At 41.9% G+C, this 13,733-nt stretch carries 14 protein-coding genes; 2 read left to right on the top strand and 12 right to left on the bottom strand.

Going from position 1 to position 13,733, the window contains the following annotated elements; translation table 11 throughout:
* Positions 1 to 195: 195 nt before the first annotated feature.
* The 3 genes from PQO05_RS25990 to PQO05_RS25980 form a co-directional block, all read right to left on the bottom strand.
* A complete protein-coding gene (locus PQO05_RS25990) occupies positions 196 to 807 on the bottom strand; it encodes a hypothetical protein (RefSeq protein ID WP_273630427.1) in 612 nt (203 codons plus the stop codon).
* 193 nt (positions 808 to 1,000) lie between these two features.
* The gene (locus PQO05_RS25985; protein WP_273630426.1) at positions 1,001 to 1,633 is read right to left on the bottom strand and encodes a DNA-3-methyladenine glycosylase family protein; all 633 of its coding nucleotides are present in this window, start codon (positions 1,631 to 1,633) and stop codon (positions 1,001 to 1,003) included.
* 235 nt (positions 1,634 to 1,868) lie between these two features.
* Positions 1,869 to 3,020 (bottom strand): alginate lyase family protein, encoded by a 1,152-nt coding sequence (locus PQO05_RS25980; RefSeq protein ID WP_273630425.1) that lies wholly within the window; start codon positions 3,018 to 3,020, stop codon positions 1,869 to 1,871.
* A 362-nt stretch (positions 3,021 to 3,382) separates the two neighbouring features.
* On the opposite strand from PQO05_RS25980, the gene PQO05_RS25975 reads away from it, so the two are divergent.
* Entirely contained in the window at positions 3,383 to 4,663 is a 1,281-nt protein-coding gene (locus PQO05_RS25975) for a replication-associated recombination protein A (RefSeq protein WP_273630424.1), read from the top strand.
* Between the two features lie 157 nt (positions 4,664 to 4,820).
* Here PQO05_RS25975 and PQO05_RS25970 read toward each other — a convergent pair whose 3' ends face one another.
* From PQO05_RS25970 to rsgA, 9 genes are all read right to left on the bottom strand, one after another.
* Complete coding sequence (locus tag PQO05_RS25970) at positions 4,821 to 5,024, bottom strand: KTSC domain-containing protein (RefSeq protein WP_273630423.1); 204 nt, start codon at positions 5,022 to 5,024, stop codon at positions 4,821 to 4,823.
* A 42-nt stretch (positions 5,025 to 5,066) separates the two neighbouring features.
* Positions 5,067 to 5,783: a 4'-phosphopantetheinyl transferase family protein gene (locus tag PQO05_RS25965; RefSeq protein ID WP_273630422.1), complete on the bottom strand. Its 717-nt coding sequence runs from the start codon at positions 5,781 to 5,783 to the stop codon at positions 5,067 to 5,069.
* Entirely contained in the window at positions 5,780 to 6,040 is a 261-nt protein-coding gene (locus PQO05_RS25960; protein WP_174312380.1) for an acyl carrier protein, read from the bottom strand. Before PQO05_RS25960 ends, PQO05_RS25965 begins: the two co-directional genes overlap by 4 nt.
* Positions 6,040 to 7,311: a beta-ketoacyl-[acyl-carrier-protein] synthase family protein gene (locus tag PQO05_RS25955; RefSeq protein WP_273630421.1), complete on the bottom strand. Its 1,272-nt coding sequence runs from the start codon at positions 7,309 to 7,311 to the stop codon at positions 6,040 to 6,042. Before PQO05_RS25955 ends, PQO05_RS25960 begins: the two co-directional genes overlap by 1 nt.
* Complete coding sequence (locus PQO05_RS25950; protein WP_273630419.1) at positions 7,308 to 7,769, bottom strand: 3-hydroxyacyl-ACP dehydratase FabZ family protein; 462 nt, start codon at positions 7,767 to 7,769, stop codon at positions 7,308 to 7,310. The genes PQO05_RS25955 and PQO05_RS25950 overlap by 4 nt, the downstream gene beginning before the upstream one ends.
* Before the next feature lie 19 nt (positions 7,770 to 7,788).
* Positions 7,789 to 8,604 carry an SDR family oxidoreductase gene (locus PQO05_RS25945; protein WP_273630418.1) on the bottom strand — a complete coding sequence of 272 codons (816 nt, stop codon included), beginning with the start codon at positions 8,602 to 8,604 and terminating at the stop codon, positions 7,789 to 7,791.
* 281 nt (positions 8,605 to 8,885) lie between these two features.
* Complete coding sequence (locus PQO05_RS25940; protein WP_166585231.1) at positions 8,886 to 9,212, bottom strand: nucleotide pyrophosphohydrolase; 327 nt, start codon at positions 9,210 to 9,212, stop codon at positions 8,886 to 8,888.
* Positions 9,213 to 9,339: 127 nt separating this feature from the next.
* Positions 9,340 to 9,798: a D-aminoacyl-tRNA deacylase gene (dtd, locus tag PQO05_RS25935; RefSeq protein ID WP_273630417.1), complete on the bottom strand. Its 459-nt coding sequence runs from the start codon at positions 9,796 to 9,798 to the stop codon at positions 9,340 to 9,342.
* A gap of 234 nt (positions 9,799 to 10,032) precedes the next feature.
* A complete protein-coding gene (gene rsgA, locus PQO05_RS25930; protein WP_273630416.1) occupies positions 10,033 to 10,953 on the bottom strand; it encodes a ribosome small subunit-dependent GTPase A in 921 nt (306 codons plus the stop codon).
* Positions 10,954 to 11,210: 257 nt separating this feature from the next.
* Between rsgA and thrA the strand changes: the two genes are divergently transcribed.
* Positions 11,211 to 13,661: a bifunctional aspartate kinase/homoserine dehydrogenase I gene (gene thrA, locus PQO05_RS25925; protein ID WP_273630415.1), complete on the top strand. Its 2,451-nt coding sequence runs from the start codon at positions 11,211 to 11,213 to the stop codon at positions 13,659 to 13,661.
* Positions 13,662 to 13,733 lie beyond the last annotated feature (72 nt).

Here is a 13,733-nt window from a genome sequence, read left to right as displayed (position 1 = left end):
TTTAGCAGTTATTAAATCAAATCGGTTACCAAACATCAAAATATATAAGTATTTATTTGCTAATGTAAATAAAAAGAGACAGCTGCAAAGCCGTCTCAATATGTTACTAATAAAATATTACTAAATAATGTTTGAACCAGTTTTACAATATGACAAACGTGGTATTATAAAATATAGTATTTCAATACTTTGTACTTAGTCAACGGCAGGTTGGCTAAGCATGGCATTGCTGGCATAACGCAGCTCGGCACGGGTTGAAGTAATGCGGGAATTCTGGATCGATTTTAATTTCTTTTCTACCGATATCAGGTCTATCAGCCAGCCATGGGCTGATGCCATATCGCGGGCTTCGAACAGGTCTTGCTGGGCTAAACTAAAATCACCGATATCAGCTTTTACACCGGCCAGGTTAATGAGGTTATTGATGGTAAGCTTATCGTTATTTTGCTGGCGCGATAAAAAGTTACTTTGCAAAAAGTACCATTTGGCTTCAGAAAAACGGTTTTGCTGTACATACAGGCGTGCCAGATCGCTAAAATTGTAGCTGGCCAGGTTGTATATCCTGAAACGCATATTATGCTGGGCGGTCTTCATCACAAAGTCTTCAGACACCTCAAGGTTGTACTGGCTTGGGGCAATAGTTTTATTTCTGATCTTTTGATCTTTACGCAGGTCTGCTTTAGCAAAACGGCTGACAGAATGATCCTGGATTTGTGGTAACTGTGCGAAACGCTCGTGTTTGGTGAACCATTGCGCCGAAGCGGACATACTGATGGCGCATAATACGACAAGTAGGGTTAATCTCATTTGGATTTTGCCTTTGGGTTTAATTAAATTAATTAGTACGCAAATATACGGTTATATAACTGAAACTAATTATCATCAGTACGTAAATATAAGTGTTTAATGAATAAGTTGTATGTATTTTATAAAATGATATTCTTTTGATTATCAGTGTGGTAAATACGTGCACTTAACGTAAACTTTTTAGGTTTGTGGTTTAAACGGAATTTTTTCTCCTGCTCAGATAATCGTGCCATAGCAACATCGTAGCCACAGTTCTGTAAGGTTGCCATTGCTGGGCAAGCAACACCATTTCTTCACGGCTAATGTTGGGCGATAATTTTTTTACTTTTTTCATCGATTGTACAGCAGCCAGATCGCCAATGGGGAAGATGTCTGCCCGGTGCAGCACAAACATCAGGTAAACATCCACCGTCCAGTTGCCAATGCCTTTGAGGGCAGTAAGCTGGGCACGGATCTCATCATCAGGCAGATCTTCGAATGCCTTTAAATTAATTTGGCCGCATAATAATGCCTCGGCCAGGTAGCGTACATAAGCCGTTTTTTGTCGACTGAAGTAACATGCTTTTAATTCTTCATCAGTAAGCAACAGTACACGGCCGGGTGTAATTTCCTGTATGGCCTCTTTTAATTTGTTTAAGGCTGATAAAGCAGAAGCCAGTGAAACCTGCTGCTCTAGAATAATATGCACCAACGACTCAAACGAATTAGGGCGTGACCATAATAGAGGATAGCCATAATTATTGATGATCAAAGCTAAATCGGTATCTGCTGCGGCCAGCTGATCGCAGATATGATGAAAATTATCGTGGTTAAAACTGGCAAACATGTACCTGTAAAGGTAGGCTTTTATACAAAAAAGAGGTCCTGCTCTCACACAGAACCTCAAGCTCAATCAATCGTAATAAATCAATAGCTGTTTTTAAAGCAGCCACCTCAACCAGGAATGATATTCAAAATTATTTACCCTGCGGGAGAGATTGATGTATTTGGACTTATTTATTCACGCAATCGTTTTCGTAACGGCTTGCCTTACAATGGTTAATAAGACAATTAATTATAATTTATAGGTTGTAGTGTGTGTAAGTAGTGAAGCCTAAAAAGGTATTATCATTAGGTACACCAAAAGGTGCTTGCATATTGCGTAATGATAGCATGTTATTTGTGCCATAATGTTTGTAAGCTACTTCTACACCTGGAAATATAGGGCTTGATGTTGTACAATAGTTACAGCCGGTGCTTTGGTTGTAAGCGCTGCGCTCAAAATCATAACCCTGGCTAATGCGGTTTGATAATGCCGTATAAAGTGAATTATCGCCCTGTATACTGGCAATCTCGGCTGCGTAGGTTAAGCCGGTTAGTGAATATTGGTAATGTACACAATCCTGACGAACACAAAGTTCTGGCATGGTACCGCCTGATTGGATAACACTGTTCATTACATTGTTCAGGATAGTTTCGCCATCGTTAAATACACTGGCACTGTTTAAGAAAACGCCAATAGCTATTTTTGCATAGCCGGCAGAAACATTCCAGTTATTGTTATAACCTAGGCCAGGTACATTGTTAATATAGTTGTTTTTAACATTGTTAAGATAGGCATTAAACTGATTGATATCGGCAGCCGACCAATTAGCAGAAACGCCGTTTGGTTTATAATAACGGATAATTTCGGCAGCGGCAACAAAACTTGGGGTAGTCCATGATGCTTCTAATCCGGGTTGGTTAGGGTTGTCGGTAGCATCAATAGGTGCGTAGTTTTGAAATGTATATGACCAACCGTTTAATATGGCAATACATTGGTTAGCATAGGTAATGTTGCCGGTTTTTGCAAAACGAAGCGCCAGGGCATAAGAGAGTTCGGCATCCTTACGGATCTGGCTTTTAGACGGACTGGTGTGCCCGTTTGAACCCACGTAAACGGTGCTGTAAAATTGGGTTGGTAATGGGTTATTAGCGATAAAATCCAACACCTTTTGGTATGATGTGGTGCGGCCTGCATCGCCGCCGTTAACCTGCCCGGCAATAAAATCCAGATTGGCGGCTGTATTAAGTACGCCAGGATGCACAAATGTAGTTACAGAACGGGGTACTGTGGCAGTTGAGGTGTTTGCATCTTTGTTGGCTGTTTCTGATTTTTTACACTCGTAAAAAAACAGGGTTAACGCTAACAACAGGGCACAGCTTAACCAGTAAGAAAGTTTGTTTCTTTTCATGATTTAGAAAAATTGGTTTGTTATTGGTTTTTGTTAATTAATTAAGATTTTGGCATTACGTACCAATTGAGCTTCTCTTCTCAATTTGGCAAATTGATTTTACTGCACTAATCAAAACAACGTTGGAGCGTTGAATCAAAACTATTTAACTAAAACAAAAATGTGTAACAAAAATGTGAATTTATTTGCGAAAACGATTTCGTAATTATTTGTAATACAGTTAATTATATTGATTTAGATATTGATTGAAACCGCGTCTACTCGCTTTAAACCAATGCTAAATGCATGCAGCTAAAAACTCTATTGCTAAAAATTATAGCTAAATTTCGTTTCTTTCATTTACTTTCACGAAATTTACTTTCATGAATAATTTACCGCCGCTGGCCGAGCGCATGCGCCCAAAAACACTGGATGACTATGTTGGGCAGAAACATTTGGTAGGCCCCGGTGCCGTTTTAAGAAAGGCGATAGAGGCCGGTACTTTGCCTTCTATGATTTTCTGGGGGCCGCCGGGCGTTGGTAAAACTACGCTGGCGTATATTATTTCGCAAAGTTTGTACCGGCCGTTTTTTGCTTTAAGTGCAATAAATTCAGGGGTGAAGGATGTGCGCGAGGTGATAGAAAAAGCTTCGTTGTTGAAAGAAGAGGGTGGAACTTTGCCGATTTTATTTATCGATGAGATCCACCGTTTCTCTAAATCGCAGCAAGATTCATTGCTGGGCGCGGTTGAACGGGGTATTGTTACGCTGATTGGTGCTACTACAGAAAATCCTTCTTTCGAAGTAATCTCGGCTTTGCTTTCGCGCTGCCAGGTTTATATACTGAAAGCACTTGAGGAAGATGACCTGGTAAGTATGCTGAAGAAAGCACAGAAAGAAGATGTAGTGCTCAGCAAAAAGAAGATCACCATTAAGGAACACGAAGCTTTGCTGCGCCTTTCAGGTGGTGACGGCCGCAAGTTGCTCAATATCTTCGAATTACTGGTGAATGCATTCGATACCAAAAATATCACCATCACCAACCAGATTGTATTGGAACATGTGCAGCAAAACATGGCCTTGTATGATAAGGCCGGTGAGCAGCACTATGATATTATTTCGGCCTTCATTAAATCTATGCGCGGCAGCGACCCTAATGGTGCGGTTTACTGGCTGGCCCGCATGCTGGTTGGAGGAGAAGACCCGCTATTTATTGCCCGCCGAATGCTGATACTGGCATCGGAAGACATTGGCAATGCCAACCCAAATGCTTTGCTGTTGGCACAAAGTTGTTTTGAAGCGGTGAATAAGATTGGTATGCCAGAATCGCAACTCATCCTTTCGCAAACTTGTATATACCTGGCGACTTCGCCTAAAAGTAATTCGGCAACAACGGCTATAGGCGCTGCTATGGAATTGGTGCGCCGCACAGGAGATCTGCCAGTGCCGCTGCACTTGCGTAATGCACCAACCAAGTTGATGAAAAACATAGGCTATGGTAAAGATTACAAATACGCCCACAGCTACGAAAACAATTTTGTTGACCTAGATTTCTTACCACTCGAAATAAAGGGCACTAAAATATACGAGCCCGGCAACAATGCCCGTGAGCATGAGGCGAAAGAAAAATTGAAGAAGCAGTGGGGTAACAGGTATGGGTATTGAGCCCCCCGGCCCCCTAAAAGGGGAGTTAGCGCATTATCAATAAACAATTTGTCATTTCGACGATAGGAGAATCTTGTGCGTTTTGCTTCTCTCTTGTTAATGAATGAATCTCGTATAAGATTTCTCCTATCGTCGAAACGACAAAGCAGATATTTAACTAAACAGCCTTAACCTTTTTATACCTGTATTTCCCTTTAATACTATAATTAAGATACTGGCCTTTAGAATCTGCAGCTTTCATTTCATCATAAGCCTGCTGCGGAACGGCCAAATAGTCATACACTTTTCCCGAGGTATAAGTGATCCTTAATACCTTGCGCTTTTCGTCATATTCCATATTGGCTACTACAGATGATGGCATAAAACAATAATGCCGGAAAAGGAAGAAGTGTTTTATCTGAAATTAAGTTGCGAAGGCGTAAGCCACATAATTGCCGTGATGTGCAAAGGAAACCTTAAAATCTGTTTCGACTTGCTCTTTTAGAATGGTAGGGCCGCCAACCGGGTTTTTGCCAATGCTGAAATTGGCTTCGTTGGGAAACACTTCATTTATTCTTTTCAGTGTAAATGATCTTACTACAGAAGCTTGAGATTCGTAATCGTTTTGATCAATATATTTTATACCCCAATTTATCTTGGTAAAATCTGAAGATTGTGAAGCAATAGTTGCAATGAATTTATCGGAAATAAGAGAGAGCAGATGATAGGTTTTCGAAAGATAGTTTATTTGGTAGTTGTATTCTGAAAATTTTTCTGGAGCAGAATTTACAGAATTAAAGAATTCCCCGGATTCAAATGATAAGTCGAATCCACTTCCTTTTGAATTTACATTCTGAAAATTCTTGAATTCCGAAAATTCTGATTCAAAGACAGGTTCAGAAACAATCTCAATCCTTGCCGGAGAAAATATCAGCTCGGGATTGAGCCGTTTGGCAAACTTATATACAGACTCTTTAGCCGACCATAGCAACCATACGTAGATTTCGAATGGCATTTGTGATGATCGGCTATAGAGCTGCTGTTCTTTATCTGAAAGTATTTTGGAGTAAAATGCTTTTTGCTGGGTGCGATTTTTATCAATCGCGCTAAGGTCTACAATATCGTTGCCGATACTGATCATACCTGGCCCTGGCCCATTTTTTCTGAGATTACATCAATGCAGCTGCCTACATTGGTCATGCGGTCGGCCGAATCGTAGTCGATCTCGATGTTGTATTTCGATTCGGCGTCAATGATAATATCAACAAGATTAGCAGAATTTATCTTCAGGTCTTTTATCAGGTCCGTGTTCTCATCCACTTTTGCAAGTGCTTCTTTATCTGCCGTGTAAGGCGTAAGTACCTTTTTTAATTCGTCTAAAATTTCTTGTCTGGTCATTAGTTATTAAATTTTGAAAATATTAAACAGCTGTTAACGTCGCCGAAACCAAAGTTAGCTTTTGCTACAATATTAACATCAGTTTTCACTATAGTAGTAGGTAAACAATTATTACCGATAATGTTTGTTATTTCGGGATTTGGATCCTCTAAATTAATGTTTGGATGCACAAAACCATGCACAATCTGTAAAATTGATGCAACAGATTCAATCGATCCTGCCGCACTGAGGCTATGCCCGATCATCGATTTCAGCGAATTTACATAAGGAAAATCATCTCCCGATCTTCCCAATACGGTGCTCCAGTTCTGTATCTCGAACTTATCAGCCAAAGTGGCTGTTAAGTGCCCGCTGATCAGATCAATCTGATTAGCCTCTATGCCCGATAATTTAACCGCATCTTCAATACACCGTATTACACCTGCCGGTGCTGGAGCCGTCATTGAGCCTCCCCCACGCTGGCCCCCGCTATTGGTTGATCCACCTAAAACTTCGGCATAAATTTTTGCGCCGCGAGCAAGTGCGTAATCCAAATCTTCTAAAACCAAAGCTGCTGAGCCCGACCCCGGTACAAAGCCGCCTGCAGTAGCACTCATTGGCCTCGAAGCACGTTCGGGCTGATCATTAAACTTACGTGATAATACCCGCATGGAATCGAATGCACCAAAGACGTAAGTATCTACATGCTCTGTGCTACCAACTAACATACGTTTGGCATAGCCGTGTTTAATGTATTCGTAACCCATTAAAATGGCCTGCGTGCCTGTTGCGCATGCTGCCGAATTAGTGATTACCTTATTACCCAAAGCCAAACGGCCTGATATGTATGAAGTTACGCCGCTGTTCATGGCTTGTTCAACCACGCGCGAACCTAACTTTTTTACTTCTTTATTATCAACCCGGCTGATCACGTTTTTCATGGCCTCGGTATCGGCAATACTATTACCGAAAATGCAGCCCGTATCCCAGTCGGTTTCGTCGCTTTCTATCTGGTTTCCGGCATCTGTCCAGGCATCAAGCGCTGCTTGAAGGCCGTAGCCAATTCCACGGGCTTTTAAACCATAAAAACTAACTTCAGAAATGTAATTTCTTAAACCCTCCCAGTCAAAAAGCGGCGTACCGGCTACCTGGCAGCTAAATTTAAGCTCTTCGTAAAGCGGGTTAAAGCGGATGCCCGAAACACCATTTTGAATAGCATTCAGAAAGTCGGGAATACCAACTCCATTAGGAGAAACAACACCTAAGCCGGTAACAACAACGCGCCTGCTCATTTCTTGAAGCCCGTATTTTTAATTATGCCCGAAAACATGCCTTTGGCAATCAGTTCATTATTGGTATCCAACATTTCTACGTAGCACTTGAGCTTACCGAAACGGAAGTATTGCTTTTGCGATTTCACAATAACCCTTTGCCCCGGCAGCACCATTTTATAAAAAGATACATCTGTTGAGGTAAGCAGGGGGAACATTAACTCATCGTCTGTAAAATTAACATCACTTTCGTGTAATATCAAGAAAATTCCTAATACTACTAATCCAATCTGCGCCATAATCTCGGTTACAATTACACCTGGTGTAACCGGGTTACCGGCAAAATGGTCTTCGTAAAAAAAAGCATCCTCTTTTAAGGTGTATTCGCCTACAACGCCGTCCATATCCAACGACGAAATATGATCTACAAACCTAAAAGATGATTTATAAGGTAAAAGGTTTAATATATTTTTATACATAGGTTTAATTAACAGGGAATTAGCGACAATGTTCGCCGCCGTCGACATGAATTATTGTGCCGTTTATCCAGGCAGCTTCATCGGTACAAAGCAGGTAAACAACCCCGGCAACATCGCCCGGCTGGGTAATGCGACCATAAGGGTTACGGGCTGTAGCCATTTCAATCAGTTGATCATGCCCCGGAATTTTCCGCAATGAAAAAGTATCGGTAATCCCCGCCTGTATTACATTAGTGTTGATACCGTATTTGCTGTACTCAACCGCCATATAAGTGCAAAGGCTTTCCAGAGACGCTTTGGCCATTGATACAGCCGCATAACCATCCCAATATTTGTGCGAACCCTCGCTGGTTAAACCAATAATGCGCGCGCCTTTACAAAAAAGATTATTGCTGATAAGCAAGTTTGCCCAATCCAGCAAGCTGTTAGACATGGCGTAAGTGGTGAGCTGAATATCTTCGGCGGTTAAGGTGCCATAAGTTTCGGCTTCGGGGGTATCTGCCGTTAATGGCTTTAAATTGCCGCGGGCAATAGCATGGAGCAGCACTTTTACACACTGTGTTTTGCCAACAGATGCTGTGAATTGTTGTAGAAAATTTTCGCGACCGGCTTCGTTTAAGGCATTGATATTGTAAGCCAATACTTCTACATCATTAGCAGATGCTATCGCACTAAATTTCTCACGAACAAGTTTATCAGCAGTAGCCATTTCGCGGTAAATTACCGCTATGTTCATGCCTTGAGAAGCTAGTTTTTCGGCAGCCGCCAGCCCAAAGCCTCCGGATCCGCCTAAAATTACTGCCCATAAACCTTTAAATTGTAAAGTTTTATTCACCCTGAATGTTTTATACCATGTAGCGAGCTAACCCCTTAATTTTAGTCTGCCGTTGGTTAACAAGTAATTATAAAAAATAATAACCTTCAAAGTAAGTGAAAGTTATTGGATTTCCCTAAGAATAGAATCAAGAATCGAGAGTCAGGAATCAAGATATGCCATAAATTTTGTCATTGCGAGGAGGAACGACGTGGCAATCTCGTCGAAACCCCCTCTAAATCTCCCCCGGTTGGGGAGACTTCTTTTTAGCCCTCCCTTCCAGGGAGGGTTGGGAGGGGTTGCTACTTCAACTTCTCATTATTCTTATGCCTATCCGCATCCCGGATACTTTTCTTAACCAAATTCTTCTCCAATGCTTCAGTTAAATCAATGCCGGTTTGGTTAGCAAGGCAAATTAATACGAATAGTACATCGGCCATTTCATCGGCCAAATTAACTTCAGTATCAGATTTTTTGAAAGATTGCTCGCCGTATTGCCGCGCCATAATGCGGGCAACTTCGCCAACTTCTTCCATTAAAATGGCGGTATTGGTAAGTTCGTTAAAGTAACGGATACCCATGGTGTTGATCCATTTATCGACTAATTCTTGAGCTTCTTTGATTTGCATAGGGCAAAAGTAATAGTAAAAAGCAATTTGTCATTCAGAGCGGTAGCGAAGAATCTTCTTCAATATACTTGTCTACAGCAGAAGATTCCTCGTACCTCGGAATGACAAAAGGGTATGTGGCAGGGATTTAAAAATTCTCTTTATCCTTCGTGTCCATCACAATAGTAACCGGGCCATCATTAATCAGGGCAACCTTCATATCTGCTCCAAAAATTCCGGTAGCTATCTTTTTACCTAACAGCGATTCCAACATTACAATCATTTCTTCATATAAAGGAATGGCAATAGGAGGTTTTGCTGCGCGAATAAATGATGGGCGATTGCCTTTTTTAGTTTGGGCATAGAGCGTGAATTGGGAGATCAAAAGGATGTTACCGTTAACATCAGCAAGCGATTTATTCATCAACCCGTTTTCATCACCAAACACCCGCATGTTTACAATTTTGGTGGCCAGCCATTGCAGGTCGTCGGTATTATCACTTTCTTCAATGCCTAATAATATCATGAATCCAGTTTGTATTTCGCCGGTTATCTGGCCTTCAACCGTGCATGATGCCTGGGTTACTCTTTGTATTACTGCGCGCATGTTCAAAAATAGAATCATGAATCGAGAATCAAGAATCGGGATGGGAATTTGTTCGGTTTGCCTTCACGTAGAGGCACAATATTTTGTGTCTCTTAATTAATGAGAACCTTGTTTGTTGATCTGCATGGCGAGAGACACAACACCTTGTGTCTCTACAAAGGAAAATTGTACGTAGAGACACAATACTTTGTGTCTCTTATAAAAGCGATGAGTGTCTTATCTCTTGCCTCTGAGCTACGCGCGTGTATCATTACCATGATAAATGCTCAAATAACTCTCATACCGCGACGGCTCAATCTCGCCATTTTCAAGCGCAGCCAATACAGCGCAGCCCGGCTCATTAATATGTCGGCAATTGTTAAAACGGCAATCATGCATACGCTCGCGCATTTCGGGGAAGAAATGGCCGAGCTCTTGTTTTTCAATATCGATAATGCCTAACTCACGGATACCTGGCGTATCTATAATAAAACCACCTTCGGGTAGTTCAAACATTTCGGCAAAAGTGGTGGTATGTGTTCCTTTATCGCTCCAATCAGAAACCTGACTGGTACGCAGGCTCAACTCGGGCAATATAGCGTTCATCAGGCTCGATTTACCTACACCCGAGTGACCGGTAAATAATGTAATGCGATCCTTCAATTGAGCTTTTAAATCAAGGATGTTAGTGCCTTCAATGGCAGAAACCTGGAAACAAGGATAGCCTATGCTTTCGTAAACCTGTTTGTATTCGTCTAATATTTCCAGTCCTTCATCACTAAATAAATCCAGTTTATTAAACACTAAACGGGCAGGTATGTCATAAGCTTCGGCAGTAACCAGAAAGCGGTCAATAAAACCTAATGAGGTACGTGGCGAAGCGAGCGTTACCACCAGTATAGCCTGATCTAAATTGGCCGCGATGATTTGCGCTTGTTTAGAGAGGTTGATGGATTTGCGGATGATGTAGTTTTTACGATCATGCAGTTTGGTAATTACACCGGTGGCCTGGTCGGGCTCGGCTTCAAACTCCACACGGTCGCCAACGGCAATAGGGTTGGTGGTGGTAATCCCTTTAATACGGAACTTGCCCTTAATGCGGCAATCAACCACATCACCTTCTGGTGTTTGTACCTGGTACCAGCTTCCGGTTGATTTTGTTACAAGTCCCTGCATCCGGCCAAAATTACAAAACAATGTTGCGCTAAAAAATAAAAACGCTTTGTTCTTGGATATTTAAATATTATACCCTTAATTTACACCCGTCAAACAACGACATAACAACGTGATTACTAACAGCACCATTATTACTTCGATTATTATTACCACATGCAGAAAGCATGGAGGAAGATAACCGTATGGTGTAAATAAATAAAAACCAACAAGGCGCCTTCCTCCAGAAAATGGGGAAGGCGTTTTTGTTTTAAAAGCTTATGAAAGTATTAAAATTCGGAGGTACCTCAGTAGGATCGGCAACAAGTATCAAAACGCTGATCGAGATTTTAAAGCAGGAAAGCAAGGCTGATGATAAGCCGGTTATCGTGCTATCAGCCATGAGTGGCGTAACCAACCTGCTGGCTTCAATGGCAGAGAAAGCGGCTTCGGGCGAAAGTTTTACACCTCAGCTGGCCGAACTGCAAACGCGCCATTTTGATGCAGCTAAAAACCTGGTTGATATCCATAACCAAAACCCGCTACTTACCCGCCTTAAAATTTATTTTAATGAGCTGGAAGATTTGTTGCAAGGTGTTTTAACCCTGCGCGAACTGACCCCGAAAACACGCGACCTTATTTTAAGCTATGGCGAACGTTGCGCCGCTTTAATGGTGAGCCGTATTGCATTGCAATATATCCCCGAAGTTATTTTTGTTGACAGCACCGACCTTATAAAAACCGACAGCACTTTTGGACAGGCCAAGGTAAATACTGAATTAAGTGAAATGCTGATCAGCGGTTTTTATGCTGAGAATAAAGGTAAAGTGCTAGTAGTAACCGGCTTTATAGCCAGTAATGATGCCGGACAGGTAACAACACTTGGTCGCGGTGGCAGCGATTATACAGCTGCTATCTTCGGTTCGGCACTTAATGCATCCGCTATAGAGATATGGACAGATGTTAATGGGATGATGACTGCCGACCCACGCATTGTGAAAAAGGCTTTCTCATTAACAGATCTTACTTATACTGAAGCCATGGAGCTATCATACTTCGGTGCAAAAGTGATTTACCCGCCAACCATGATCCCGGCGTTTTTGAAGAAAATTCCGATTGTGATTAAAAATACTTTCGAGCCTGAGTTTGAAGGTACAGTGATCAGCCATACTTCTAAAGAATCTCATTTGCCAATTAAAGGTATTTCATCTGTAAATGAGATCAGCGTTATTAACCTTACCGGTAGCGGGATGGTGGGTAAAGCGGGCTTTAGCGGCAGGCTGTTCTCTTTATTATCGCGGGAGCAGATCAATGTGATATTGATCACCCAATCATCATCAGAGCATACCATCACTTTTGCTGTTAACCCGGCAGATGCACACCGTGCAAAAGCTTTAATTGAGCAGGAATTTGAACTGGAACTTCTGGCTAAAAAACTGGAAGACCCGATTATCGAAGATAAACTGGCTGTGCTTGCCGTGGTTGGCGAAAACATGAAACAAACACCCGGCATGAGTGGCAAGCTGTTCCATGCACTGGGCCGTAACGGTGTAAATGTAAGGGCAATTGCACAAGGCTCGTCAGAATACAATATCTCGGTAATTATTTCAGCTGTTGATCTGGCTAAAGCGCTAAATGCAGTACATGATGCTTTCTTTACCCAACTTAATAAAACGTTGAATGCATTTTGCTTAGGAACAGGAAACATCGGCCGCACATTGTTTAAACAATTGAACCAACATAACCAGTTTCTGCGCGACAAAAATAAGATCCAGGTTAAAATTGCAGGGATCAGCAATAGCCGTAAAATGCTTTTCAGCAGCGATGGTTTATCTTTAGAAAATTGGGCCGAAGATTTAGAGCGCAATGGCGAGCAGGCCGACCTGGAAGGGTTTGTAGAACGGATGAAAAGCATGAACCTGCCTAATTGTGTGTTTGTAGACAATACCGCAAGCCCGTTGCCAATTGCTTTTTATGAGCAATGCTTTAAAGCTAATATATCAGTAGTTACCTGTAATAAGATCGGTAATTCATCATCTTATGCGCAGTACCGTACTTTTAAAGAAACTGCATTGCAGCATGGAGTTGATTTCTTTTACGAAACCAACGTTGGAGCCGGTTTGCCAATTATCCGTACCCTGCGTGATTTAATGGTGAGCGGCGACCGTGTGCAACGCATGGAAGCTATCCTATCGGGAACTATCTCGTTCATCTTTAATAACTTTAAAGGCGATGCGAGTTTCCACGATGTGGTTAAAATGGCGCAGGAAGCTGGCTATACCGAACCAGACCCACGCGATGATTTACGTGGCACCGACTTTATGCGCAAAGTATTGATCCTTGCCCGCGATGCGGGTTACGCGATGGAGGCATCGGACATTGTGATTGATAATATTTTGCCGCAATCGTGCCTTGACGCGCAAACGGTTGAAGATTTTTACACCGCACTTAAAAACGAAGACGCTTTCTTTAACGACCTGAAAAATAAAGCCGAAGCCGAGAAAAAAGTACTGCGTTACGTAGGTAAACTGGATAATGGTAAAGCTACAATCAGCCTGCAAATGGTTGATGAAAACCATCCGTTCTACATGATGTCGGGCGCTGATAATATCATTGCCTTTACAACAGATCGTTATTACGAGCGCCCTATGGTAGTAAAAGGCCCGGGTGCCGGTGCCGAAGTTACTGCCGCAGGTGTGTTTGCCGATTTAATAAACGTAGGCGCTAACTAGAAACAAGAGATAAGAAACAAGAGTCAAGATATCAATAAGCTGAAAATTACTATCTCAACTATAGAGTAAGTA

It is taken from the genome of Mucilaginibacter jinjuensis (assembly GCF_028596025.1).
GTDB lineage: Bacteria > Bacteroidota > Bacteroidia > Sphingobacteriales > Sphingobacteriaceae > Mucilaginibacter > Mucilaginibacter jinjuensis.
This window is presented reverse-complemented; position numbering and strand designations above follow the sequence as displayed.

Coding starts and splice junctions, on each gene's coding strand:
- PQO05_RS25990 (WP_273630427.1), bottom strand. CDS start 807: ATGAGATTAACCCTACTTGTCGTATTATGCGCCATCAGTATGTCCGCT.
- PQO05_RS25985 (WP_273630426.1), bottom strand. CDS start 1,633: ATGTTTGCCAGTTTTAACCACGATAATTTTCATCATATCTGCGATCAG.
- PQO05_RS25980 (WP_273630425.1), bottom strand. CDS start 3,020: ATGAAAAGAAACAAACTTTCTTACTGGTTAAGCTGTGCCCTGTTGTTA.
- PQO05_RS25975 (WP_273630424.1), top strand. CDS start 3,383: ATGAATAATTTACCGCCGCTGGCCGAGCGCATGCGCCCAAAAACACTG.
- PQO05_RS25970 (WP_273630423.1), bottom strand. CDS start 5,024: ATGCCATCATCTGTAGTAGCCAATATGGAATATGACGAAAAGCGCAAG.
- PQO05_RS25965 (WP_273630422.1), bottom strand. CDS start 5,783: ATGATCAGTATCGGCAACGATATTGTAGACCTTAGCGCGATTGATAAA.
- PQO05_RS25960 (WP_174312380.1), bottom strand. CDS start 6,040: ATGACCAGACAAGAAATTTTAGACGAATTAAAAAAGGTACTTACGCCT.
- PQO05_RS25955 (WP_273630421.1), bottom strand. CDS start 7,311: ATGAGCAGGCGCGTTGTTGTTACCGGCTTAGGTGTTGTTTCTCCTAAT.
- PQO05_RS25950 (WP_273630419.1), bottom strand. CDS start 7,769: ATGTATAAAAATATATTAAACCTTTTACCTTATAAATCATCTTTTAGG.
- PQO05_RS25940 (WP_166585231.1), bottom strand. CDS start 9,212: ATGCAAATCAAAGAAGCTCAAGAATTAGTCGATAAATGGATCAACACC.
- dtd (WP_273630417.1), bottom strand. CDS start 9,798: ATGCGCGCAGTAATACAAAGAGTAACCCAGGCATCATGCACGGTTGAA.
- rsgA (WP_273630416.1), bottom strand. CDS start 10,953: ATGCAGGGACTTGTAACAAAATCAACCGGAAGCTGGTACCAGGTACAA.
- thrA (WP_273630415.1), top strand. CDS start 11,211: ATGAAAGTATTAAAATTCGGAGGTACCTCAGTAGGATCGGCAACAAGT.